Source organism: Paenibacillus sp. RC21 (assembly GCF_044907935.1).
GTDB classification, from domain to species: domain Bacteria; phylum Bacillota; class Bacilli; order Paenibacillales; family Paenibacillaceae; genus Paenibacillus; species Paenibacillus terrae_A.
Genome location: NZ_JBIYCS010000002.1, coordinates 823,623 through 848,101, shown reverse-complemented (window position 1 = coordinate 848,101; position 24,479 = coordinate 823,623). Strand labels below are relative to the sequence as shown.

Genomic DNA, 24,479 nt, shown 5'->3' with positions numbered 1-24,479 from the left:
AGTTTCGATAGGACTCTATCATGCTATTTATGATGGTCTCTGTACTCCTGCGGCGTGACCCCAAACTGGCGTTTGAACACCTTGATAAAATAAGCAGGGTCCATATATCCAATCTCCATGCTGATTTCATATACTTTTTTGGTGGTCATTTTCAGCTTGTGACAGGCACGATCCATGCGCAGGCGCGAGATATAATCACTTATGCCTTCACCAGTTTCAATCTTATAAATCTTGGACAAATGGGTCGGATGCAGATTGACATGGTCGGCCAGTACACGGAGGGAAACATCCAGATGCAGGTTTTTATCCGTAAAATCCTGAATCTTCTTCACATACTCGGAACGTATGTCTTTGATTTCGTTGGACGTGCCTTCCTTGAGTTTGCCGAGCACACTAAGCGACCATTTTCGCAGTTTACTGATGGTGGAGAAAGCTTTCCCGCTCTGCAGCCACTCCATATCGCTACCCATTAAGGTAGCCAGAGTAAGCCTATTTCGGTGTGCGAGATTGGTGAAAGAAGCCGTAATTAAAAAACCTGCCTCCATACAATGCTCCCACGATTCCGACCATTTCTCATCCAGCTCCTCACAGACGGCTACTATTTTTTCTTCTGCGGCATCCCATTGCCCGCTTTCCAACAGATGAATGAAAGAGGGCGGAGTATACAGGACATCCAGGGGGCCTTGCGCTGCGGGCGTTTCCACGTCACTGACCCGCATCACGAATTCGCGCTCATCTCCGACAATTTGCCGGAAATAAGCCGAGGCCTGCCGAAAGCGGTCATATAGCTGTTCTGGAAACGGGAACCACTCGGTGATGACGATGGAGAGGGAACCCTTCAGGAACTGCTTGACCTTAGACTGAAGCTGCACAGAAAGCTTCTCCAGTATAGTTTCTTTTCCAATGTCGGTATCGTTCTCTTTAAGTTGAATCAGAAACACCAGATATCCATGTTCCTCCTTCACGCCCCAGACTTCCATAAACTCACCCATAATCTCTTCAGCCATATTGCTTACTGCATATTCGATCAAGGTTTGATCGTTGTTGTCATAGTGCCTGAATTCTTCTTCCATACGTACAAGCATTAACGCGTAATCTCCGTCGTGGAAGGGCAGATCGTAATTCGCAAGTTTCCGTTCCCATTCGCCGGCTGCGAATCGATGTCCCTGTAAGGCCTCAAGGAGCAGTCGACCACGTAAATGGGGCAGATTCTCCCGAAGGGTAAACTGGGTTCGTTTAAGTGAGCTTATGAGCTCCCATTCTGTGTTTAATTGATCAATGGCCTTTTGAACGGCGCCCATCAATTCATCGTCAGTCGGTGGTTTCAGCAAGTAATCAACGGCCTCGTACTGGATGGCTTTTTTGGCGTAATCGAATTCGGAATATCCGGATAAAAGAATACACTTTATTTTTTTGTCACGGACTCTGATCCGTTCGATCAGTTCAATACCTGTCATTTCGGGCATCTGAATATCCGAGATCACAATATCAATGGGGTGCGTATCGATAATTTGTAGTGCTTCATGTGCTGAGTAAGCTTTATGCACATGTTCAATCCCCAGCGTGTGCCAGGGTTTGGTCATGGAAAGGTTATCTACCCAGTGTGCTTCATCGTCTACGATGATCATCTGCATGTTATTTGTCTCCTTGATGGTTTGTATATATAAGTTGAACGAATGATTTTACACGGGACCACTGCGCGGTCAGAACCACCTTCCGATCGCTGTTATCCCCAGATTTTTTGAATCCCTTACAAAAGGGGAAATCCGGGGATAAGCCTATGCTTCCGATGTAGCTTTCTTTCAGAAAGCTTTTAGGCGAACGCTTTGCTTCTCCAGATTTGTTCTGCCCTCTCCGTTATCGTGTAAATGTTTAGTTCAACTTATATCGTTATGATTTTCTTCCTCTGTTGGAATCTCCCAGATGATCTCTGTTCGGAATCCGCCGAGCGGGGACGGCTTGAAAATAAGGCATGACTGATTGCCGAATAGGTGCATGATCCGCTGGTTCGTATTCCAGAGACCACAGCCCATCTCCTCCTGCAGCGGCTGCTGCATTTTACGATTCAGAGCTTCCAACTGATCCGGGCTCAGGCCGGGTCCGTCGTCATCAATGTAAATTTTGCAGAAACCGTCCGAGCTTTCCCCGCTAATTCGGATTTCACCAGATGAATACGACTTCGCTACGCCGTGAATGACCGAATTTTCCACAATCGGTTGAAGCATTAAACGTGGAACAGACTGGCTAAGCATATGCTCAGGGATATCGATATGATATTCAATTCTCCCATTGCGCAGCTTTTGGATATCCAAATAGTTGACGAGCAGCTTGATTTCTTCCTTCAAAGAAGACGTTTCTCGTTCCACTCGGGTGGTATAGCGATAGTACGCACTTAAGTTATAAGCCATAGAAATGACCGCTTCTTCATCCTTCATCTGGGCCATATTGATGATATAGCCAAGGCAGTTATACAGAAAATGGGGATTGATCTGCGCCTGCAGCTGCTTCAGCGTGGCTTCCCGGGCTCTGATCTTTTCATGAAATACATTCTCGATCAGATCTTGAATTTGATGAGACATATCATTAAATCGATGAAACAGAAATGAGAACTCATTCTGATCCTTGCTATGCAGACGTACGGAATAGTCTCCCCGCTGCACACGCTGTAAGCCCTGGATCAGCTTTTTGATCGGATATTGAACGTTTCTGTACAGTAGTATTGAAGCGGAAATGCCCACAACAAATAGCAGAACCATAAAGAGATAGAACAGGTTCCGACTGAGTGAAATGGGTTGCAGGATCTGATAGAGTGGGACCACATCTACTAAATGCCAATCCAAATATGAAGACTTTACAGAACTGACCAGATAGTTCTTCCCATTCAGCTTCACGACATCCGGTGTAGTGTCCTCCGGGGAGTGAGTATCCAGATAACGAATGAGTTCTTCGGATAGCTGCTTGTCTGCACTGCGGTTCAGAATGGGCGAATTCCCTTTGTGATAAAAGAAGGGATCGCCTTGTCCACCTTTCTTGTACGTGTCCAGCATGTTCTGAATGTTCTCATAACTGAAGCTGGCTTCAATCACCAGGTTGCTTCCCGTCAACATCCCCGGCTGGGCCAAGGAATCGGTAAAGAACCAGTAAAAGGATTGAAGCTCCTCTTGAGATTCCGCACCATGATCACCATATGTCCATTGGCCACTCATATTTCTTTTTAGGTAATTCTCATCATACCCTGATGATCTGTTGTAGTTGGCGATGACATCTTGGTTCTGCTGTGAATACACAGCATATCGGGTGGGCCATATATCTGTGACCCCGGATTGAAGCATCATCTTTTCCTGAATGACATATCGGGTCTGCATCTGGTCATAAAGATCATCCCACATGTTCAAACCATTGAATGCTCTGACATTGGGATCTCTAGAGAGAATAAGACTGAAATCCATCATCTGATTAATGCGGGAATCGATCTGACTGGATAAAAACGTGAGCTGTTTGGTATTGGATATTTGCAGCTCTTTGCTTACGACATCGTAGGTGACATTGTTCGAGTAGGTATACATGATAATAATGGGGATGAACAAAACCACGATTAAGCAGTTTATTTTGGCAAACAGACTAAACCGGGATCGAGCCGTTCCTTGGAATAATATAAAGCGCTTCCATAAATTCATAAAAGTCTCCTTCAATCGATATTCCTAACAAAACCATATCCAGCCTAACAATGTTATATAGTCAGACCTGAGGATTGCCTGATACTATTTATAGCAGAGATCCCCATTACACACAAAAACTTTCTTTTGGGAACAGGAGAGCGCTATGGAGGCTAATATGGAGGCTAACCGGGTGCCGCAGGCGAACATTGGGAGCAAGCCGAATAGAAGAAAAAAGAAAGTCTATAAACAACCATGGATTCTCCACTTGATGGTGTTGCCGGCGGCCATTATGGTTTTTATTTTTTCGTATATTCCGATGTCCGGGATTCTTATGGCATTTCAAGACTATAAACCTGCACTGGGTTTTTTCAATTCTGAATGGGTCGGACTGAAGCATTTCAGGCACATGTGGGAGAATGATTATTTCCTGCAAATTACGTGGAATACGCTGTTTTTTGCCTGCTCCAAAATTGTAATGAACCTGATTATTCCGTTTATCTTCGCCTTATTGTTGAATGAGGTCAGGAAGATGGCGCTCAAAAGAACCATTCAAACACTCGTGTATCTTCCGCACTTTTTGTCTTGGGTTACGCTTTCAGGCATTCTGATCGATATTCTGGCCCAGACAGGGATCATCAATCAATTCCTTTCCTCTGTATTCGGCATCAAGCCGATTTTCTTCCTGGGGGATGGCAACTGGTTCCGCTTTACGATCATTGCAAGTGATGTCTGGAAGGAGTTTGGCTTCAACACGATCATTTTCCTGGCGGCACTGTCCGGTATTAATCCGTCACTCTATGAAGCGGCTGAAGTGGATGGGGCGGGGCGCTGGAAGCAGACGATGTATATTACCATCCCGACGCTTATTCCGATTGGGATCGTGATCGCAACCCTGGCACTAGGCAATGTGCTCAATGCAAACTTCGATCAGATCTTTAACTTATATAGTCCATTAATCTATCAGCAAGCAGATATCATTGATACCTTTGTGTACAGGGAAGGTCTGCTTAGTGGGCAGTTCAGCTTCGCTACCGCCGTGAATTTATTTAAATCGGTTATTAGCTTAATCCTGATCGTGATCTCATACCGACTGGCCTACCGATTCGCGGGGTACAGAATTTTCTAGAAAGGATGAATGACGAGTCGATGTACCATAAAACGATTCCATATCGAGTATTCAGCATATTCAATAATGTGTTCCTGACCATCCTTTCGCTGCTCTGCTTGCTGCCTTTATATCACTTGCTCATGGTATCTCTTAGCGCATCCGCACCTGCCAATGCCGGACTGGTTACGTTCTGGCCGATTGGCTTTACGCTTGAAGCCTATGCTAAGACGTTTGATAATGCCAATTTCCTCTCCTCCTTGTGGGTGTCTGTGGAGCGGACGGTACTTGGAACGGGACTTGCGTTAGTGGTAAATACGATTGCAGCGTATGCGCTCTCCAAGGAGACGCGAGTCTTCCGTGCACGCAATATCTACCTTTGGTATTTTGTCATCACCATGTTATTCAGCGGTGGTCTCATTCCGGGCTACATTCTGATTCTGAAGCTTGGACTGATGAATACATTGCTGGCGTTGATTCTGCCTGGATTGGTTGCGGTATTTAACATTATTCTGCTGCTTAATTTCTTCCGTACCGTACCCAAGGATCTGGAGGAAGCCGCTTTTATTGATGGGGCGGGGCATTTGCAGACTTTTATCAAAATATATTTGCCCGTCTCCATACCCGTCATTGCCACGGTTTCCCTATTCATGATGGTCGGACATTGGAACTCTTATTTTGACGGGATCATCTATATTCGAGATTCAGAAAAGCTTCCGCTGGCGACATTTATGCAGACGATTATCGTTCAGGCCGACATGTCCAAGCTCGACCCGGAAGCCGTCGCCAATCTGTCCCAGCGAACCATTCGGGCCTCGCAAATCTTTATCAGTGCACTGCCGATCCTGCTCGTGTATCCGTTTCTGCAACGTTATTTTGTGACCGGGATCGTGGTCGGGGCGGTAAAAGAATAATAAATCTACCTATTGAAATAGGGTTTGAAAAGGGAGTTACTGAACTAGTCCGAGACTAGGCCATGTAACTTCTTTTTTAGTAACGTAGAGGTGGGGGAGAGTAAAAACTCAACGCTTAATTTAGTAGTAGTTATAACGCAGCGCTATAAGCATGCCAGCACGAAAAATATCCAGCGTATTCAGAGCCTGCTGGATCACATGGATATGGAAGCTTGAGCACTCTGCTTAATATTCCTTTTCCACCAATTTTTTCTTCGCAAGTGGAACTGAGTGAGTTATCATATATGTAGTTCAGATACTAACTTGAAGGTGCAGTATTTACGAAGTACATAGATTAGATGTTAGTTGAAATACACGCAATGATGAAATGAGGGAATGAGATGCCAGAATATTCTCAAATCCAAACCTATATAAAAGTGCGATCAAAGTAATATAAAAGAGATCATGGCTTGACTTTATAATCGCATTAAATGACTGTGGGATTAAAGACGCTGATAAGTAATGAGCAAACTGCCATCTTGTATCATTATCAGCGTTAGGTGAAACCATAGCTATGAATCTATCAATTGAATGTTATCCTGGGGGCAAATATGAAAACATATATTTACTTTGTTAGACATAGTGAATCATCCAAATCGGAAGGAAATGAAAGAACTCGAGGATTAACTAAAAAAGGAAAGTTTGATTCCCATAGAATAACCGAACTGCTGAAGGATGAAGGAATTAGTGTATTTATTTCAAGTCCATATATTCGAGCAATCCTAACAATTGAAGAGTTGGCACAACAAAGTGATAAAGAGATTTTAGTGTTTGAAGATCTTAAAGAACTTGTATTTTCAAGAGAGGATACGATTATTCCAGACAAAGAAGTATACTCACTCGTAAGTAAGATGTTTAAAGACCCTTATTATAAGGAACCTTTTGGTGAGTCCATAAATGACTGTCAAAGACGAACTGTAACAAGATTAAAAGAAATAATAATGAACTATAAGGGGCAGAAGATAGCAATAGGAACACATGGGTTGGTCATGATATTAATGATGAGATACTTCGATGATCAATACGGGTATGAGTTCTTAATGAAAACCTCAAAACCAGATGTATATAGAATGGAGTTCAACGATGAAGAATTAATAGATACTCAAAGAATATATAAAGAAGTGAATTGTGGGTGAATTCGAGGAAGGCTGTGATATCATATAACATTGCATCCAACGCTGCGGGCCGAGACAAACTCGACCCTTGGTCCGGAGGAGGCATTTCAGGGAAGTGGATCCACCGGACACATTCAACCGGCTAAGCGGCAGAGCCACCCGGACCTGCGGTCCTTAAGCCGCTTGGACGTCGTGAATACAGAAACGTTGAGTGAAATTCTATTGAAAGCCACTAGCCAAATAAATGATATAATACAATTAAAAACGTTTGGAGGGATTAATCGTGAAGTGGCAGGAAGTACAACAAATCTTTCCGAATCAATTTGTGAAGTTCGAAATTATTCATTCTGAAGAGAAAGATAGTCAAGAATTCATAGATGATGTTGCTGTAATTGGCCCTGTGAGTGATGAAGAAGCAACTAAAGAATTATTGAATAGCAAAGAGAAGACCTTGATTTATCATACTTCTAAGGATCGGGTTATAGTGAAAGTTCGGAAGAATGTTGGTCTAAGGAGATATCTATAAATGAAAATTGAGTATAAAGATGGATTATTATTTACGGAAATAACGATTCATTATAATGGACAGAAGAAAGTAATAAATAATGTAGTTATTGATACAGGAGCAAGTCATACATTGATTTCTCAGGATGAAGTGGATGATATTGGAATTCGAGTCGGCTTAGAAGATGACATTATAACCAGTTATGGAATCGGAGGTAAAGAACATGCATTTACCAAAACGATAGAGGGGATACAGGTAGGAGAATATATCTTAAGGGATACCCCAGTAGACTTTACTTCATTTAGATATCATAACATTAACGGATTACTAGGGTTAGATATATTAATAAAGGGCAAATTTAATGTTGATCTAGAGAACTTTGAGCTCCTACATTAAAGAAGCTGGCAGATGTTTAGAAGGTTAATCAGGGAAGAATAGAACTTCATTTAATATAATTCAAGCTACGTCTCCTTCGGAGCGAGATGGATCTCGAAGAGGGATTACAAGCAGATAACCCCTTAGGGGTTCATGAATACAGAAACGTTAACTGAAATTCCTGCAAGATAAATAAAAGTAAGGGGAATCAACAGTGCCTTACACTAGACCAGTAATAATTGATCCATATTATGATAAACCTGAATGGATTACGAACGAAGTTACTCGAGAAGAAATTATCTCCCTTTCTCCTCAATCAAGTGAGCAAGATGTTGAATTATTTTTGATTCTTCTATTTGGTTACAATCATATCAATATAGAACAATCATTTTGTTTGTCTTTCAATGAATTACTGCAGCAAGAAGAAGTCGCTATTTCAGGAGGGATCGCTTTCTTTGAAGACGAGAGTAAATATATATTACCAAGTTGTTGCTGTGGGTTAGAAGATTTTTCTAATGTTATTTATTCTATTTCAAATAAACAAAGTCCATGGATGGGACATGATCCTACCCCAGGTATTACATATATCGGTGATCAAGCATATGTTTGGCCAGATGATCAAGAAACACTCGATAGTAATGTTTATTTCCCTATACAATATTCATATAAAGAACTAATAGACAGTCTAGATAAAACACGAAAAGAAATACAGGGATTTATTGAGGACCCATTATATAAATGGATTAACAAGAGAGACAAAGAGATTGCTGGCACTATGAGAGATCGGATGAAACAATGGATTATGAAATAAGAAAGTTATGGAAGTATTTCGAAGAAGACAGGAACTCCAGTTAACAAGGTATCTACGCTGTGGGCTTTGCCCTTGGTTCATCAGAAGCTGAATCAGTGAACAATCCTGCGAGGCTAAGTCCGTTGGACCCAGTCGCTCCAACTGCTCTCATAATATGTTATAACGTCTGATTATCATGACGCCTATGTTACAATAGGGTGACAAAGGAGGAGTCATTATTGAATAAACAAAAAATCGTGATTATTGGCGCAGGGATTGTCGGGGCGTCCGTGGCCTATCATCTGGCCAAACGAAATCAAGATGTAACAGTTATTGAACGACACCCCGCCGCGGCGCGTGAAGTCACGGAAAAATCTTTTGCCTGGATACATACGACTCATCGGGTGGCTCCCGAATACTGGCATTTGTACGATGCAGCTTTGGAAGAATATCATACGCTTCAGCAAGAGCTGTCCGAACTGAAAATTCACTGGCATGGAGCGCTGACTTGGGGCACTCCGCCCCTAAGGGAGCAACTCCACTTTCAAAAATTAAACCGGGAGCAGCTTGAGGCATTGGAGCCGAATCTGAAGGAATATCCGGATGAAGCGATGTTTGCCAGCGAAGAAGGTGCGGTGGACCCTATAGGGGTAACGGAGCTGTTGTTGAGCAAAGCGCAGGAGTACGGAGCAAAGGTTCAGTTCGGCACCAACGTTACACAGCTGCAGCAAGAAGATTCCCGCCTGGTCGGTGTCCATACGTCCAAGGGCTTTCTGGAGTCGGATGTCGTGGTATTGGCCGCAGGTACAGGCATACCCGAACTTTGCAACCCGTTAGGTTGTCCCGTGCCGGTAACGTCGTCGCCTTCCATTCTGATTCGGATGAAAACTGCGAATAAACTGATACGCACATTAATCTCAAATGCGCAATTTGAAGCGCGTCAACTGACGGATTATACGCTGCTGGCTGCGGAAGATTATATCGACGAGTCGGAGGAAAACGGACCAGAGGCGGTCGGTAAGCGAGCGTTCGACACGTTGCGTCGCAGTCTGAAGGACGGGAATCAACTGGAACTGGAAAGCATAAAGGTCGGGATGAGACCAATGCCTGAAGACGGCTATCCGATTGTGGGCTTCCAAGATCACATAAAGGGACTTTATCTGACGGTGATGCATTCTGCGATTACGCTGGCGCCGCTGATTGCGCATCTGGCTGCAAGTGAAATAATCGATCGGGAATCAAGAAGTGAATTAGACCCTTGTCGACTCTCCCGATTTTAGGACCACTCGAGGGATGTTCTCGCTGTTTCTCGCGCGTGAGGTTGTGAATCAAGTGGAATCGCATGTACGTGAGGTGCTGTAGGACAATATACAGCTCCAGCATGACGATGGTGGTCGTCCGACCACGAGCAAAATCACAGTGTCTTTCAACTTTCAAAAGGTGGGGGCCAGAATGTAGAATACAAAGCTTCCCAAAATCAACATTACCGTTTTGTAAGTACGTTCACCCCCATTCGTTGACTCCGTGTTGACCTCGATACTCCTGAGCACAACGCAAAAGAGTACATTGCCACATGAGCGATGTACTCCAAATTACATACTGTATATCTGCTTAAGCCTTCTACTCTTCCCCAGTCGCAATAGAATTCTCCTCATAAGAAATCCAATCGCTCCAGCTTCCCGGATATAACCGCACCTTACTAAATCCTGCCTCGCCCAAGGCCAGCACATTCGGGCAGGCGGATACGCCGGAACCGCAATACACGATAATTTCTGCATTCCGGTCAAGGCTGGCAAAGTGCTTTTCCAGTTGTTCCACATTTTTTAATATACCCTTTTCGTTCAATACCTCTTTCCAAAAGAAATTCACTGCACCGGGGATATGTCCTGCTGCTTGATCTATGGGCTCTTCCAGTCCCAGGTAGCGCGGCCGCTCTCTAGAGTCGATCAATGTATAGGAGCCAACAGTAACCGAGCCTGCGGACACACGTTGTACCTCTTGCATGGTTGCGAGCATTTGCGGCTGTACATTTGCTACAAAGGTCGAGGGAATGCGAATCGGCTGGTCTGCCGTGACCGGGAACTTCGCTTCCTTCCAAGCACTGTAGCTTTCATCCAGCACATATACCTGCTCGTGACCGAGATAGCGCAGTAGCCACCAGAAGCGGGAGGCCATCATGCCGCCTTGATCGTCGTAGGCAATGATGCGTGAATCTGCGTTGATTCCGGCGCGACTCAGGCGCGCGGCAAGTGTGTCAGCATACGGCAAAGGATGACGTCCACCATGCTCACCCAGAGGAGCCGTGAGGTCTTCCTCCAGATCGAAGTGGATAGCCCCTGGAATATGATCTTCATTAAATTGAGCCCGTCCCGCTCCGGCTTGTCCGAGCAGAGAACGGCAGTCTGCGACGATGATATCTGGCTCATATAGTCGAGCTAACAGCCAGCGTTTGGATACAATGGATTTCATAAGGGATTCCGCCTTTCCTTTTTATCATTAAGATTATTCAATTGAGTACCGTTCATGAAAATGGGGTAAATAAGTTAAGAACCTGTCTTAAGGGGAAGCTCACTGTCAGGCAATTCACTTTGGTGGACGACTTGCTTCTTGAAATCTGTTCCGTATCGGATAAAAACCCATACCCCGAACAGGATGAAGAAGCCTGCGCCAAATTGTAAGGCAGAAAGTTTTTCTCCCAGCAACACCCAGGCTAGCAAGGAAGAAATAACGGGTTCGCCGAGTACTGCCATCGACACCGCGGTGGCGTTAATGTATTTGAGCAGCCAGTTAAACAGGTAATGGCCGAACAGTGTGGGCACTATGGCGAGCAACAGGAACAATCCCCATTCCCGTGGTGCATATCCGGTAAAAGGAATGGCGTTGACCATATTATACAGCGCAAGCGATGTAGCAGCGATGGCGAATACCCAAAAGTTATACACAAAGGCGCTCAAATGCTCGCGCAAATGCTTGCCCATCAGCATATGGATAGAGACGGCTACCATACCCAAGAAGGACAGTGCATCTCCGAGCAGGGCTTGTCCCGAGGCATGAAAATCTCCGGCTCCGATTGCCAGTGAGCCGACAAAGGCCATGCCCATTCCGATGAGCATAGCGCGGTTTGTGCCTGTACGGAAAAACAAAAAAGAACCGAGCATGACAAGGATCGGCTCCAGTGTCATAATAACGGTAGAGCTTGCAACTGTGGTCAGTCGCAGCGAGCCCATCCAGAGCAAGAAGTGCAGCCCTAGTGCAATACCGGACCAGAGGATCAGCATCCATTGCTTGCGGCTCAGGCTGAATAGCTCGGTACGGTATTTCCAGACTAGAGGCAGCATGACGAGATTGGTCAGGTACAAACGGTACATAGCGATGACGGACACCTCGGCTTCAGACCATCTTACGAAGATCGAGGAGAACGAAATAGCGATAATACCTACGATGTACAGTAATTCAAAGGAAAATGACGGTTTGTGCGCTTGATTCATGTGACAGCTCCATCCAGTACGGAGGAGGAATAATACGTGTACGATTCCTTCCATCGGTATCTCTAAAATTAGGTTAATACAGCCCATTATACCGTACCTGACATCCGCGTGGAATATAAAAAGCGATGCAGGAAGAAGGATTTTAAGTATGGAGCTGCGTAGAACTTTTGCCGCACAAACTCGTCTATCATAGTGGAGGTGGATTTTATGAAAAAACGCAACACATTTTCAATCATACTGTTAACTGTAGTGGCAGTGCTGGCTCTGTCAGCCTGTGGAACGAAACCGCAAACCAATAATACCGCACCTCAAGGGGCAGACCAACCGCAAACGCAACAGCCACAAGTGAAACCGGAGCCGATCGCCGAGCCGGAGGCCAAAAAGGGGACAGGCGTATACAACGGAGCCGCTGACCCGCACACGGTTGAAATTGAAACCAATGGCGAAGCCCAATCTTTCCAGTTGGGTGACGGGCTGGACACGGTGGTAGCCGGACTTGAGGAAGGCGATTCAGTCGCATTTGAATACAACGAAAAAGCAGTGGAAGGCGACGCGGTTGCCAAGCAACTGATTTTGACGAAAATACAAAAAACAGAAGCTGCAACAGGCGGCACACAAAACGGCAGCTCCAGTCAGGCAGTAGGCGGTGAACGCTCGAAAACGCAAGCTTTTGAGCTTAGCCTTGAAGGGAAAAAGGAAAAGCAGACAGCTACACTGGCAAAAGGAGAGGGATATTCACTGTATGTGTTTGACCCCATGTCCCTGTTTCCTGATCAAAACCGCGTAGCCTTGGCTGTAGATGATAACTATTACGCTGAAATTACGAAGCTGCCTTCCGATTTTAATCTGGACGAGCTTCAAAAGGAAGGCGAAAAGGATCTGGCTTCCGTCGGTAAAGCGGTGAAAATAGATAAAGCCAAAGTTCCTCAAACGCTGACCAGCAGCCGTCTTTTCCTGCAAGCGAACGGTTCGAAGGTCACACGCCAATATATTGTTGTAGAAAATAAAACAGGCGGCTTCATCGTGAAGGTAAACATTCCTCAGGGCGAGCCTGCCGAAGGCTTCGAATCCTTCATTTATACATCGTTGGAGAGCCTACAAGCTAATAAATAACCCTGCTTTGATGTCGGGATGAATCATGAATTTAAGGCAGTCATGTTGCTGGAAATTGTTATTTTTGGTGCTAGGTTAGAGCTATAAGGGTCTAATCTGTAATTGCGAGACCTGCACTTTTGTGCTATAAAGGATGAGAGAATAAGATCATTCCGGCTTGCGAAGTCGTATGAAGCGATAAAGGAGTTGTTAGATTTACTATGTCCATCGAAATGAACACACAAGAAGTCATCAACGTGATTAAAAACAGTAAGAAAAAAACACCTGTTAAAGTATATGTAAAAGGGGCTTTGGCTTCCGCATCATTCGGTGAGAATGTTCAAGCTTTTATTTCCGGAGACAGCGGCGTTGTATTTGGCGATTGGGCTGACATCAAGCCTGTTCTGGACAGTGTTAACGCTAATGAAGAAGACTATGTGGTGGAAAACGACCGCCGCAATTCCGCAGTGCCTATGCTCGATCTGAAAGGCATCAATGCCCGCATCGAGCCAGGCGCGTATATTCGCGATATGGTTGGTATCGGTAATAACGCAGTCATTATGATGGGTGCAGTCATTAACATCGGTGTCACCATTGGTGAAGGCACAATGATTGATATGAATGCTGTACTGGGCGGCCGTGTTAAAATAGGTGATATGTGTCACATCGGTGCAGGCGTAGTCCTTGCAGGTGTTATTGAACCTCCATCTGCACAGCCTGTTGTGGTAGAAGATGATGTATTGATCGGTGCGAACGCGGTCGTATTGGAAGGTGTGCGAATTGGTAAAGGTGCAGTCGTTGCAGCTGGAGCAGTCGTAACCGAAGATGTACCTGAATATTCCGTAGTTGCAGGTACACCTGCACGCGTGATCAAACAGGTCGACGATAAGACCAAATCAAAAACTGAAATCTTGAAGGACCTGCGCGTTCTGTAAGACTGAAAAAAGAGTTTTAAATGCACAAAAGGTGAACGATTCCTTGTCAGTGGAATGAAACATTGACAGCACAATTTAGGGACGAAGCACAACGGACAAGGCTCGGCGGCTGCGCCGGGCTTTTGTCCTTTTGTTCTTTTGTCTGATAAGCCTGATGAGTTAGATAAAGGAGGCGGATTAGCGGAATGAGCACGGTCGATTATCGTTCTTTTGTTCAAATACGGAGGGATTTGCATCAAATCCCCGAGCCTGGCTTTGAGGAATTTAAAACGCAGCAGTATCTGCTGAATTATTTGGCAACGCTCCCTCAGGAGCATTTGGACATTCGTACATGGCGTACTGGCGTACTGGTGTTGATTCATGGAACGGCTCCTGCACGTCGATATGGATATCGCTGCGATATGGATGGTTTGCCAATCGAGGAAGAGACGGGCTATGATTTCCGTTCGACCCATCCCGGCTACATGCATGCATGCGGTCACGATTTACATATGACGATTGGATTGGGGATTGTTTCTCACTTTGCAAACCACCCGATCAAGGATGACCTGGTTGTATTGTTTCAGCCTGCCGAGGAAGGACCGGGCGGAGCGTTGCCGATGCGGGACAGCAGCGAGCTGGCAGACTGGCTCCCGGATGAAATCGTGGCGCTGCATGTTGCACCCGAATATCCGGTTGGCACGATTGCGACTCGCCCGGGCATCCTATTTGCCAATACGTCGGAGCTTTTCATCGACTTGAAGGGTACAGGCGGACATGCGGCATATCCGCACAAAGCGAATGATATGGTGGTGGCGGCCTGTCAGTTGGTCGGACAACTGCAAACGGTTGTGGCCCGTAATGTGAACCCGCTGGATTCAGCGGTCATTACGATTGGCAAGGTCGGCGGTGGTACGAAGCAGAACATTATTGCTGAAACAGCCCGTTTGGAGGGTACGATCCGAACGTTGTCAGCCGATACGATGACACTGGTCAAATCAAGGATTGAAGCGCTGGTGCGCGGTGTTGAAGCTGGGTTTGAATGCCATGCAGAAATTCATTATGGCTCGAATTATTTACAAGTGTTCAATGAGGCCAAGGTGACAGAGGAATTTATGAATTGGGTCCGTGAACGGCAGGATGTACAGCTCATTGAGTGCGGTGAAGCGATGACCGGAGAGGACTTCGGATATTTTCTGGAGCGGATTCCGGGTCTAATGTTCTGGCTTGGCGTTGATACGCCTTATGGTCTGCATCATGCCAAGCTGGAGCCTGCGGAGGAAGCCATTGGGGTGGCGATTCGTGTGCTGACAGACTATTTCACATGGAAATCCCAAGGTTAAATGATATAGTCTGAATAATTAGGTTTAATGAAGTGAATGAAATGGAATGAAGTCGAATGTTGAGGGAGGGTGTTATGGGAGAGCAAACCATCATCCGATTCGAACGGGTGACCAAGCAATATGACAACGATCCACCGGTGCTGGCTGATGTCAGCTTTGAGATTGAACGTGGTAAATTCTATACGCTGCTGGGGCCCTCCGGTTGTGGCAAAACAACGATTTTGCGTATGATTGCGGGTTTTGCAGAGCCGACGGAAGGCTCGATTTATTTGAATGACAAGCTGATTAATCGTGTTCCAGCCAATGAACGGCAGGTCAATACGGTTTTTCAGGACTATGCCTTATTTCCACATCTGAATGTGTTCGAAAATGTGGCTTTCGGTCTGCGAATCAAAAAGATGAACAAAAAGGCCATTCAGGAGAAGGTTGCGCAGGCATTGTCCTTTGTCAATCTGGAGGGCTACGACGAACGGGAAATTTCTGAGATGTCCGGAGGGCAACGCCAGCGTGTCGCCATTGCACGAGCCATCGTCAATGAGCCGGACGTTCTGTTGCTGGATGAGCCGCTGTCTGCACTGGATTTGAAGCTGCGGACAGAAATGCAGTATATTTTGCGTGAAATGCAGCAGCGACTTGGAATCACCTTTATTTTCGTAACGCATGATCAGGAAGAAGCGCTGGCCATGTCGGACGAAATTTTTGTTATGAATAAAGGAAAGATCGAGCAGAGTGGTACACCGAATGATATTTATGATGAGCCGATCAATCGGTTTGTTGCTGATTTTATCGGGGAATCCAATATTGTGCCAGGACGCATGATTGCGGATTATCAGGTGGAGTTTAATGGTCGGCAGTTTGAATGTGTCGATGGAGGATTACGCCCGAATGAACCGATTGAAATTGTGATTCGACCAGAGGATTTGGAGATTACAACCGTTACAGAGGGCAAACTGCGAGTAAAGGTGGATACCCAGTTGTTCCGTGGTGTTCACTATGAAATTAGCTGCTATGATGATTCCGGTCAGGAGTGGCTGGTGCATTCTACCAAAAAGGCGGAGCTGGGCAGTGAAATCGGCCTCCATTTTGACCCGGAAGCGATCCACGTGATGCGGTTCGGGGAAACAGAGGAAGAATTTGATCGGCGTCTGGAGGCCTATGAAGAGGTGGAGCAGCATGTCCGGTAATACGAGAGCAGCGTATCTGCTGCCTTACTATTTATGGATTGTGCTGTTCGTAGCAGCCCCGGTTGTGCTTGTGTTTTACTATTCGTTATTTGATGTGGACGGCCATTTCACGTTCAGCAACTATGCCCAATTTCTGACCCCTGTCTATTTGAGCATGACACTGAGCTCGTTTTGGTATGCGCTGCTGATTACAGTATTCTCGCTGTTAGTGGCTTATCCGGCGGCGTATTTGCTGACCCGAACCAAGCATAAGCAACTGTGGCTGTTGCTCATTATTTTGCCGACGTGGATTAACCTATTGCTTAAAACATATGCTTTTATCGGGATTTTTGGTACTTATGGTCCGGTGAATGCTGTGTTGGGCTTGGTCGGATTGGGTGGTCAGCAATTATTGTTTACCAGCTCCAGCTTTGTGTTTGTATCGGTTTATATTTTTGTGCCGTTTATGATTTTGCCCATCTATAATGCGCTGGAAGGGTTGAATCCTTCACTGCTGGACGCCGCGCGTGATTTGGGCGCTTCCAAGTGGACGGCGTTTCGCCGGGTTATTTTCCCATTAACGCTATCTGGTGTGCGATCCGGGTGTATGGCGGTATTCATCCCGGCGCTGTCGCTGTTTATGATTACCCGTCTGATTGCGGGCAACCGTGTCATTACATTGGGAACGGCGATTGAACAGCATTTTCTGGTCACACAGGATTGGGGTATGGGCTCTACGGTTGCGGTGTTCCTGATTTTGGCGATGGCAATCATTATGCTGATTACCTCAGGAACGAAACGGAGGGTGCGGCATGGCAAATAAGAACCGGTTTGGGAATATTTATTTGGTGCTCGTTTTTCTTGTGCTGTATGCACCTATTTTGTACTTGATGTATTATTCGTTCAATAGTGGCGGGACGATGCACCAATTTGAAGGGTTTACGCTCCAATACTACAAAGAGGTGTTTGCAGACACTCGGCTGATTATCATTGTCATTAACACCTTGGTCATTGCGTTGTTGTCCTCTGCGCTGGCTACGATTATTGGCATCATGGGAGCGCTGGCTATTCACCAGATGCAGAACCGTCGGGTCAAAAATACGCTGCTGTCGCTCAACAATGTGCTGATCGTGAACCCGGACGTCATTATTGGCGCATCCTTCCTCATTTTATTCACGATGGTGGGGATCAAGCTGGGTTTTTACTCGGTGTTGCTGTCCCATATTGCATTTAGTGTGCCGATTGCGGTCATTATGATTTTGCCGCGGCTTCAGGAAATGAGTCCATCGCTGGTGGATGCGGCCCGGGATTTGGGTGCCAGCCGGATGGATGTGCTAACCAAGGTCATTTTACCTTTTATCAAGCCGGGGATTTACGCGGGCTTCTTTATGGCGCTAACCTACTCACTGGACGATTTTGCGGTGACCTTTTTTGTGACAGGGAGCGGCTATTCGACCTTATCAGTGGAAATTTACTCGCGTGCCCGCCAAGGGGTTTCCCTGTCTATCAATGCGCTGTCCACGCTCATTTTCCTGTTTACCGTGCTGTTGGTGGTGGGGTACTACTTTATTATGCGCAAGGCGAATCGGAATGGGAAAAAGGAGCCTGCGGCGGAAATGGGGGTACCTAGATGAAGTCGCTTGTGCGCGTGTTTCTGTCGATTTTTATCATTTCGTTCGGTCTGATGGGGGTGGCGGCATGGCTCAATTCCAGTCAAGGCTATTCCGGTGGCAATACGCTGACGGTATACAACTGGGGAGACTATATCGACCCTGAGCTGCTGGCAAGGTTCCAGAAGGAGACGGGGATTACCGTCATTTATCAGACGTTTGACTCCAATGAGGCGATGCTGACGAAAATTGAGCAGGGAGGAACATCGTTTGATGTAGCGGTTCCTTCGGAATATGCTCTGGCTAAAATGAAGCAGGAGCACCTGTTGCTCCCGCTGGATCACAGCAAGCTGCCGAATTTGAAGCATGTGGATGCTCATTTTCTGAACCTTTCGTTTGACCCGAAAAACCAATACTCTGTGCCGTATTTTTGGGGTACGGTTGGGATTGTGTTCAACCCGGAGCTAACGAAGGGCATTGATTTTCATAGCTGGGATGGTCTGTGGAATCCAAAGCTGCGTAACAACCTCCTGCTGGTCGATGGTGCGAGGGAAGTCGTGGGTATGTCGCTGAACAGCCTCCACTATTCCTTGAACGATACGAATGAGGCGCATTTGCAGCAGGCTTTAGCGAAACTGGAGAAATTAGCGCCCAATGTCAAGGCCGTTGTCGGTGACGAGATTAAAATGCTGCTGGCAAACGAGGAAGCTGCTGCCGGGGTTGTGTGGTCCGGCGATGCGTCCGAAATCATGGATGAGAACGACAAGCTGGATTACATCGTGCCGGATGAAGGCTCCAACCTGTGGTTTGATAACATGGTTATTCCGAAAACCGCCACCCATGTGGACGCGGCCCATAAGTTCATCAATTTTATGATGCAGCCTGATGTAGCCGCCCAAAATGCCGAATTTGTAGGCTATTCCACACCTAACGAGGATGGAAAGAAGCTGTTGCCAGAGGATATATCCGGTGACGAGCGCTTCTATCCACCATCTGAAATTACGGATAAGCTGGAGGTCTACGACAACCTGGGCAAGCGGATGCTGGCTCATTACAATGAATTGTTCCTGCAATTCAAAATGCATTTAAAATAAGAGAGCGGCGGCGCGTGGATTCAGGTTTTGAGCTTTAGAGGCCGCTGCGGGAGCGGATGGTGCTTCCCATCGCTGTTAAATTCCGATTTTTTTGATTTGAAGTATAAAGGTGAAAATCGGAATTTAAAGGCGAACGCTTCGCTTGTCCAGCACCATTCCGCCCCCTCCGCTGCGCCATGCTTAAAGCTAGCATCCATGAATCCTACGCCGACGGTGAGGGAGTAGTCGGAGAACGAACAGGCCCTTGAATCTCCTGGTAGGAGGAGATTCAAGGGCCTATTTTATTTTACTCACCGTGCAAAGCGGTGAGTATTGTTTTTGACCCTGCTGCCCCACACACGTTAGAGACTTGTGGGACTTTAAGGCGGGTAGTAGCGAAGCGGGCCATTTGAATCTGGAGAAGCGGCAGCGTTCGCCTTTGCAGGGGGATTCTTACCTCTAAATGTCTTACACAATCCAAAGAATCCCCCTGCAACAGCGATCGGAAGATCAAATGGACCGCGAAGCGCCTCCCCCACCTTAACTCCTCACAATTCCTTTAACAAACATTTCTATTTTATCCAATCCCTGTTCCAACACATTCTGTCCGTAAGCATAGGACAACCGAATGTATCCTTCGCCATAGGAGGAAAAGGCATCTCCGGGCACGACAGCCACCCCATGTTCTTCCAGCAGCTTCAGGGTGAAATCCATCGAGCTTAAGCCAAAATGGGCGATGGAAGGGAATAGATAAAAGGCTCCCTCGGGCTTTTCAAGTGGAATGCCCATGTCGATTAGCCTTCCATGAACATAGTCACGGCGCTTGCGGTATTCCTTGCGCATCGGAAGTGCATCGTCGACACCGACGGTCAAGGCTTCCAGTGCAGCATATTGGCTGATCGAGCTGGCGCAGGTCACATTGTACTGATGAACCTTAACCATATGCTGTGTAATTGCAGCGGGTGCAAGCGTAAAACCAATCCGCCAGCCCGTCATGGAGTGCGATTTGGACAGGCCGTTGATGACGATGGTGCGTTCCCGCATGCCTGGAAGGGCAGCAATAGACACGTGTGACGCATCGTAAATCAGTTCGCTGTATATCTCATCTGAAATGATAAACAGATCACGGTCTCTCAGCAAATCTGCGACGGCTTCCAGCTCTTCGCGGCTCATCACTCGTCCGGTTGGGTTCGAAGGATATCCGAGGATGACGGCTTTCGTCCGTTCGGTCAAATAAGGCTCCAGCACCTCAGCAGTTAGCTTAAAACCGCTATTGCGGGTGTCAGCCAGCACTGGCACCCCACCTGACAAGCGGATCAATGGCTCGTATCCGGGGTAGATGGGCACAGGCAAAATGACCTCGTCACCGGGTGACAAAATGGTGCGCAGGGTAATGTCCAGCGCTTCGCTGGCTCCGTTCGTTACGATAACCTCATCCTGTCCACGGTAATTCAGTCCGTATTTATGGGCTACAAACGCTGCTGCCGCTTCTCGCAGTTCGGGCAGTCCCGGATTTGGCGTATAGGAGGTGCGTCCTTCGTTAATCGCCTGGTGGGCGGCTTCCATAATATGCGGAGGGGTAGGGAAATCCGGCTGCCCAATCGTTAAGGATAGGGTTCCGGGCAATGCGGCAACTTTATTGGCAATCTTGCGGATGCCGCTGATTTGAATGTTTTTAACCTGATCGTTAAGCAAGTGCTCCATAGCGTATGTGCCACCTTTTTCTGTATTAGAACAAGTTTACAATAATTTGATCAGATTATGCTACGGCGGGAAGCATTCATTTTACATAATTCAGGTACTGGTTTGACTATTTTATGGTATGTTTAAACATGGAATATATATTGTAAGCGTGATCATAGCTAAAATTGGGAGGAGCGCGTCTTTTAATGAAACAAGAATACATAGCAGTAACGTTACCCAGGAAATTAAAAAGGTTTGGGGTCGCATGGCTCAGTGTGGCACTGGTGCTGTCGGGTGGAGGGCTGGGGTTACTGTCCGATGGAAAAGCTTCAGCAGAACCAGCGCCTATCGTAGAAACGGAGGTGCAATCATCACCCACGTCTGTTGGGACAAGTGTATACGTAGATGTCTATGTGCCGGATAAGCTCCGTATCCATGATATACAGGGAGCAGCCCATCGTTCACCTTATGAGGGGAAAAAGGTAACGGATGTTGAAGGAATAGTGACGATGGTGAAGGGAAGCAGCTTCTTTATGCAGGAGGCGGACGATAAGGTGGATCAGGATGAAAAAACATCCGAGGCCATTTTAGTGTACAAGCCTGGCAGCGGTGTGCAGGTTGGGGATGAGGTATGGGTAAGCGGCTCTGTGAAGGAATATACGGAAAGAACCTATGCTAGCAAGCCAGTTGACCTGACGACCACGGAAATTGTAGCTTCTTCGGTTTCGGTGATCGCCAAGGACCGTCCACTGCCATCTCCGATTTTGCTTGGAAAAGAGGGGCGTGTGATGCCGACATCTGTTGTGGATAATGACGGAATGACGGTGTTTGATCCGCAGGAGGATGGATTGGACTTTTTCGAAAGTCTGGAGGCTATGCGCGTAGAGTTGAAGGATGCACGAGTCATCGGCCCTTATGGTTATGAAATCCCGGTCAGGATTGATAACGGGGCGAACACAGGCGAGGTATTGACCGAAGCAGGCGGCTTGATGCTGACCGAAGAAAGTCTGAATCCGCAGCGGATTTTGATCGACGCCAAACCTTCGGTTCCGTTGAAAACAGGGGATCGTTTTGCGGGTCCCATCACGGGAATTGTGAGCTATAGCTTTAGCAATTTCAAGCTGTTGCCGGAGCGTCTGCCGGATATTGTGTCAGGGGGTCTCCAGCCAGCCAACACACGTCTGGTACAGGATGATCGTAAGCTGACGGTCGCTTCCTTTAACGTGGAAAATTTCGATCCCGGTGATGGAAAACGGATTGATCAGCTCGGACAGGCCATCGCCGTGAATTTGAACCACCCGGATATTGTAGGACTGTTAGAGGTTCAGGACAATAACGGTGAGAAGGATGACGGCACCACAGATGCTTCGGAAAGCTTTCGGGTGCTGATTGAGGCGATTCGTGCTCATGGAGGACCGGAGTATGCTTTTACAGATATAGCACCTGAAAATAATAAGGATGGCGGCGCTCCTGGCGGCAATATCCGGGTCGGCTTCCTCTACAATCCGCAACGTGTCACGCTGATGGACAAGCCGAAGGGAGATTCGGTTACATCTGTGACCTATGGAGAGCAGGGGCTTTCACTCAATCCCGGTCGTATTGATCCGCTGAATGAGGCATTTGAATACTCACGAAAGCCGTTGGCTGCTGAATTTGAGTTTGACGGTCAGCAGGTGATCGTGATCGCGAACCATTTTAATTCCAAAGGGGGCGATCTGGCGCCATTCGGAGGGATTCAGCCACCCGTACGAAGCAGCGAAATACAGCGGGCGAAGATTGCAACGATTGTGAATGGTTTTGTGAAGTCGGTACTGGCTCAAAACCATCAGGCGAATATCGTCGTATTGGGAGATTTAAATGATTTTCAATTTTCCGAAACGCTCGCTTTGGTCCGGGGACAGGAATTGACGAATCTGGTAGATAAGCTGGATGAGAAGGAGCGGTATTCGTATATTTATGAGGGGAATTCGCAAACACTGGATCATTTGTTGGTCAGTCCGTCCATAAGTGAATCATCCGTGCTGGATATTGTTCATATCAATGCGGATTTTAGCGCGGCGGACGGGCGGGTAAGTGATCATGATCCATTGGTTGCTCAAATTGGCTTGCCACGCCAAACAGTGGAACCGCCAACAGATGGCGAGAGTGGTCGGAATAAAGATGATGACGATGATCAGCAGGAGAGCAATGGCAGCAACAACACCGGGAACCATAGTAGTGGTAACGCGAGTGGAACGACGAATAACGGACAGGGTGAGACTGCGAATAGCGGGCAGAATGGTAACGGTTCGTCAGGCGTTAATGTGGTGCAAGCCAAGTCCATAGTAACAGAGCAAAACGGACTGAAAAGAGCAGTCGCACAGGTACCAGCCGCTGACATACTAAATGCGATTCGGAACGGGGCGAACGGTACGCTCGTAGTCCGTGCAGGGGAGCAGGCGGATGCTAAGCTATTCGAAGTGAATCTAAACGGAGATGCTTTGGGTGCTGTTTTGAATGACCGTATTCACACCCTGCGAGTAGAAACGCCACAGGGAGGATATGAAGTAGCAACAGGTCGTTTGTCTGTTCAAAAGCTGACTGACACCTGGCAGGTGCCTGTACAACAGATTTCCCTGAGCTTTACGGTTACGCTGAACGAAGGATTGACTAATCGCACAGATATTCCGGCAGGGCGCAAGCTGGTGCAGGCTGTGGATGTTGTGGCGGAGTTACGAAGCGAAGATGGACGCAAGCAGCCGTTGGCAGGTAGCCATAATTCCGGTAAAGGGTATGAACGTTATCTGCTACGTGTTCCCGCAACGGTAGATATGAGCCAACTTGCTGTAGTGAAGGTATCCACCAACCAAGCCGGACAGTTGTCCTATCATCCGGTTCCGTTTACCGCTTCTGGCGAGGAACTGACTGTGTATGGACGTTCGGGTGGAACCTATGTCGTGCTGGATGGCGGAGAAGCTAATGCAAGCGGATCGTTTAGCGATATTTCCGGTCATTGGGCGCAGCAGGACATTTCACGCTTGGCAACTCGTCTGATTGTGGCAGGGGCAAATCAGTCAGCGTTCACCGCTCATGAGACTGGTGAGATGGGTTTATCGAACGTACGCTTTAAGCCGAATGGTCAGGTACAACGCTCGGAGCTGGCTACGCTGCTGGTTCGTATGCTTGGACTGGAGCATTCAGATCGCATGGTGAAGGGCTTTGACGATGTACAATCGGAATTGTGGTATGCGGATTCGGTGCGTACCGCAGCCGCTGCTGGACTGATCAATGGCTATGCAGACGGCAGCTTCAGACCTGATGCTCCGGTATCGAGGGAGGAGCTGGCTGTGATTGTAGAGCGAGCCCTGCGCTTCGCCGGGACTGCGGAAGATACAGCGGCAGGAAGTGCCTCAGCGTCATTATCGGATGCACAAGCCATTTCTACATGGGCAGCTCCGGCTGTCAACACGCTGTCCGGCTTAGGTATTATGAAGGGAGACGAGAAGGGACGTTTTGCTCCAGCTGCATCGGTGACGAGGGCAGAAGCAGCGGCTGTATTATCTCGAACTCTGGATAAGTTGAATTGGGAACAGTAGTATAATGATTGAAATGTCAGATTGATTGACTTTCTG

At 47.1% G+C, this 24,479-nt stretch carries 20 protein-coding genes; 15 read left to right on the top strand and 5 right to left on the bottom strand.

Going from position 1 to position 24,479, the window contains the following annotated elements; genetic code table 11:
* Window positions 1-23 precede the first annotated feature (23 nt).
* Entirely contained in the window at window positions 24-1,634 is a 1,611-nt protein-coding gene (locus ABIA61_RS09120) for a response regulator transcription factor (RefSeq protein WP_404521433.1), read from the bottom strand.
* A 243-nt stretch (window positions 1,635-1,877) separates the two neighbouring features.
* The gene (locus ABIA61_RS09115; RefSeq protein WP_283652646.1) at window positions 1,878-3,677 is read right to left on the bottom strand and encodes a cache domain-containing sensor histidine kinase; all 1,800 of its coding nucleotides are present in this window, start codon (window positions 3,675-3,677) and stop codon (window positions 1,878-1,880) included.
* 157 nt (window positions 3,678-3,834) lie between these two features.
* On the opposite strand from ABIA61_RS09115, the gene ABIA61_RS09110 reads away from it, so the two are divergent.
* From ABIA61_RS09110 to ABIA61_RS09080, 7 genes are all read left to right on the top strand, one after another.
* Window positions 3,835-4,785, top strand: coding sequence for an ABC transporter permease (locus ABIA61_RS09110; protein WP_404521492.1), 951 nt, complete (start codon window positions 3,835-3,837; stop codon window positions 4,783-4,785).
* 20 nt (window positions 4,786-4,805) lie between these two features.
* On the top strand, window positions 4,806-5,678 hold the full coding sequence (locus tag ABIA61_RS09105; protein ID WP_404521435.1) for a carbohydrate ABC transporter permease: 873 nt from the start codon (window positions 4,806-4,808) through the stop codon (window positions 5,676-5,678).
* Between the two features lie 590 nt (window positions 5,679-6,268).
* Window positions 6,269-6,853: a histidine phosphatase family protein gene (locus ABIA61_RS09100; RefSeq protein ID WP_404521436.1), complete on the top strand. Its 585-nt coding sequence runs from the start codon at window positions 6,269-6,271 to the stop codon at window positions 6,851-6,853.
* Between the two features lie 262 nt (window positions 6,854-7,115).
* Window positions 7,116-7,358 carry a hypothetical protein gene (locus ABIA61_RS09095; protein ID WP_044647366.1) on the top strand — a complete coding sequence of 81 codons (243 nt, stop codon included), beginning with the start codon at window positions 7,116-7,118 and terminating at the stop codon, window positions 7,356-7,358.
* The gene (locus ABIA61_RS09090) at window positions 7,359-7,733 is read left to right on the top strand and encodes a retropepsin-like aspartic protease (protein ID WP_404521438.1); all 375 of its coding nucleotides are present in this window, start codon (window positions 7,359-7,361) and stop codon (window positions 7,731-7,733) included.
* Between the two features lie 193 nt (window positions 7,734-7,926).
* Window positions 7,927-8,523: a YacL family protein gene (locus tag ABIA61_RS09085; RefSeq protein ID WP_044647365.1), complete on the top strand. Its 597-nt coding sequence runs from the start codon at window positions 7,927-7,929 to the stop codon at window positions 8,521-8,523.
* A gap of 218 nt (window positions 8,524-8,741) precedes the next feature.
* Complete coding sequence (locus ABIA61_RS09080; RefSeq protein WP_404521440.1) at window positions 8,742-9,782, top strand: NAD(P)/FAD-dependent oxidoreductase; 1,041 nt, start codon at window positions 8,742-8,744, stop codon at window positions 9,780-9,782.
* Between the two features lie 340 nt (window positions 9,783-10,122).
* Here the strand turns inward: ABIA61_RS09080 and ABIA61_RS09075 are convergent, their stop codons facing one another.
* Entirely contained in the window at window positions 10,123-10,971 is an 849-nt protein-coding gene (locus ABIA61_RS09075) for a sulfurtransferase (protein WP_404580595.1), read from the bottom strand.
* 74 nt (window positions 10,972-11,045) lie between these two features.
* On the bottom strand, window positions 11,046-11,990 hold the full coding sequence (locus ABIA61_RS09070; protein ID WP_283652639.1) for a DMT family transporter: 945 nt from the start codon (window positions 11,988-11,990) through the stop codon (window positions 11,046-11,048).
* A gap of 207 nt (window positions 11,991-12,197) precedes the next feature.
* Between ABIA61_RS09070 and ABIA61_RS09065 the strand changes: the two genes are divergently transcribed.
* The 7 genes from ABIA61_RS09065 (at window position 12,198) to ABIA61_RS09035 (ending at window position 19,206) form a co-directional block, all read left to right on the top strand.
* Complete coding sequence (locus ABIA61_RS09065; RefSeq protein WP_283652638.1) at window positions 12,198-13,103, top strand: hypothetical protein; 906 nt, start codon at window positions 12,198-12,200, stop codon at window positions 13,101-13,103.
* 200 nt (window positions 13,104-13,303) lie between these two features.
* The gene (gene dapD / locus ABIA61_RS09060) at window positions 13,304-14,017 is read left to right on the top strand and encodes a 2,3,4,5-tetrahydropyridine-2,6-dicarboxylate N-acetyltransferase (RefSeq protein WP_404580594.1); all 714 of its coding nucleotides are present in this window, start codon (window positions 13,304-13,306) and stop codon (window positions 14,015-14,017) included.
* Window positions 14,018-14,202: 185 nt separating this feature from the next.
* Window positions 14,203-15,339: an N-acetyldiaminopimelate deacetylase gene (locus ABIA61_RS09055; RefSeq protein ID WP_404580593.1), complete on the top strand. Its 1,137-nt coding sequence runs from the start codon at window positions 14,203-14,205 to the stop codon at window positions 15,337-15,339.
* A 74-nt stretch (window positions 15,340-15,413) separates the two neighbouring features.
* A complete protein-coding gene (locus tag ABIA61_RS09050; protein ID WP_044647358.1) occupies window positions 15,414-16,523 on the top strand; it encodes an ABC transporter ATP-binding protein in 1,110 nt (369 codons plus the stop codon).
* Entirely contained in the window at window positions 16,513-17,325 is an 813-nt protein-coding gene (locus ABIA61_RS09045; RefSeq protein WP_044647357.1) for an ABC transporter permease, read from the top strand. The genes ABIA61_RS09050 and ABIA61_RS09045 overlap by 11 nt, the downstream gene beginning before the upstream one ends.
* Window positions 17,315-18,136 (top strand): ABC transporter permease, encoded by an 822-nt coding sequence (locus tag ABIA61_RS09040; protein WP_025685655.1) that lies wholly within the window; start codon window positions 17,315-17,317, stop codon window positions 18,134-18,136. Before ABIA61_RS09045 ends, ABIA61_RS09040 begins: the two co-directional genes overlap by 11 nt.
* Window positions 18,133-19,206 carry an ABC transporter substrate-binding protein gene (locus tag ABIA61_RS09035; protein WP_283652633.1) on the top strand — a complete coding sequence of 358 codons (1,074 nt, stop codon included), beginning with the start codon at window positions 18,133-18,135 and terminating at the stop codon, window positions 19,204-19,206. The genes ABIA61_RS09040 and ABIA61_RS09035 overlap by 4 nt, the downstream gene beginning before the upstream one ends.
* Window positions 19,207-19,725: 519 nt before the next feature.
* On the opposite strand, the gene ABIA61_RS09030 is transcribed toward ABIA61_RS09035, so the two are convergent.
* Complete coding sequence (locus ABIA61_RS09030; protein WP_404580592.1) at window positions 19,726-20,889, bottom strand: aminotransferase A; 1,164 nt, start codon at window positions 20,887-20,889, stop codon at window positions 19,726-19,728.
* A gap of 185 nt (window positions 20,890-21,074) precedes the next feature.
* Between ABIA61_RS09030 and ABIA61_RS09025 the strand changes: the two genes are divergently transcribed.
* A complete protein-coding gene (locus ABIA61_RS09025) occupies window positions 21,075-24,443 on the top strand; it encodes an S-layer homology domain-containing protein (RefSeq protein ID WP_404580591.1) in 3,369 nt (1,122 codons plus the stop codon).
* The last annotated feature ends 36 nt before the right edge of the window (window positions 24,444-24,479 follow it).

What these genes read in the sequence shown, in the direction of transcription:
- ABIA61_RS09120 (WP_404521433.1), bottom strand. Translation starts at nt 1,634, where the DNA reads ATGCAGATGATCATCGTAGACGATGAAGCACACTGGGTAGATAACCTT.
- ABIA61_RS09115 (WP_283652646.1), bottom strand. Translation starts at nt 3,677, where the DNA reads ATGAATTTATGGAAGCGCTTTATATTATTCCAAGGAACGGCTCGATCC.
- ABIA61_RS09110 (WP_404521492.1), top strand. Translation starts at nt 3,835, where the DNA reads ATGGAGGCTAACCGGGTGCCGCAGGCGAACATTGGGAGCAAGCCGAAT.
- ABIA61_RS09105 (WP_404521435.1), top strand. Translation starts at nt 4,806, where the DNA reads ATGTACCATAAAACGATTCCATATCGAGTATTCAGCATATTCAATAAT.
- ABIA61_RS09100 (WP_404521436.1), top strand. Translation starts at nt 6,269, where the DNA reads ATGAAAACATATATTTACTTTGTTAGACATAGTGAATCATCCAAATCG.
- ABIA61_RS09090 (WP_404521438.1), top strand. Translation starts at nt 7,359, where the DNA reads ATGAAAATTGAGTATAAAGATGGATTATTATTTACGGAAATAACGATT.
- ABIA61_RS09075 (WP_404580595.1), bottom strand. Translation starts at nt 10,971, where the DNA reads ATGAAATCCATTGTATCCAAACGCTGGCTGTTAGCTCGACTATATGAG.
- ABIA61_RS09070 (WP_283652639.1), bottom strand. Translation starts at nt 11,990, where the DNA reads ATGAATCAAGCGCACAAACCGTCATTTTCCTTTGAATTACTGTACATC.
- ABIA61_RS09065 (WP_283652638.1), top strand. Translation starts at nt 12,198, where the DNA reads ATGAAAAAACGCAACACATTTTCAATCATACTGTTAACTGTAGTGGCA.
- dapD (WP_404580594.1), top strand. Translation starts at nt 13,304, where the DNA reads ATGTCCATCGAAATGAACACACAAGAAGTCATCAACGTGATTAAAAAC.
- ABIA61_RS09055 (WP_404580593.1), top strand. Translation starts at nt 14,203, where the DNA reads ATGAGCACGGTCGATTATCGTTCTTTTGTTCAAATACGGAGGGATTTG.
- ABIA61_RS09050 (WP_044647358.1), top strand. Translation starts at nt 15,414, where the DNA reads ATGGGAGAGCAAACCATCATCCGATTCGAACGGGTGACCAAGCAATAT.
- ABIA61_RS09045 (WP_044647357.1), top strand. Translation starts at nt 16,513, where the DNA reads ATGTCCGGTAATACGAGAGCAGCGTATCTGCTGCCTTACTATTTATGG.
- ABIA61_RS09040 (WP_025685655.1), top strand. Translation starts at nt 17,315, where the DNA reads ATGGCAAATAAGAACCGGTTTGGGAATATTTATTTGGTGCTCGTTTTT.
- ABIA61_RS09035 (WP_283652633.1), top strand. Translation starts at nt 18,133, where the DNA reads ATGAAGTCGCTTGTGCGCGTGTTTCTGTCGATTTTTATCATTTCGTTC.
- ABIA61_RS09030 (WP_404580592.1), bottom strand. Translation starts at nt 20,889, where the DNA reads ATGGAGCACTTGCTTAACGATCAGGTTAAAAACATTCAAATCAGCGGC.
- ABIA61_RS09025 (WP_404580591.1), top strand. Translation starts at nt 21,075, where the DNA reads ATGAAACAAGAATACATAGCAGTAACGTTACCCAGGAAATTAAAAAGG.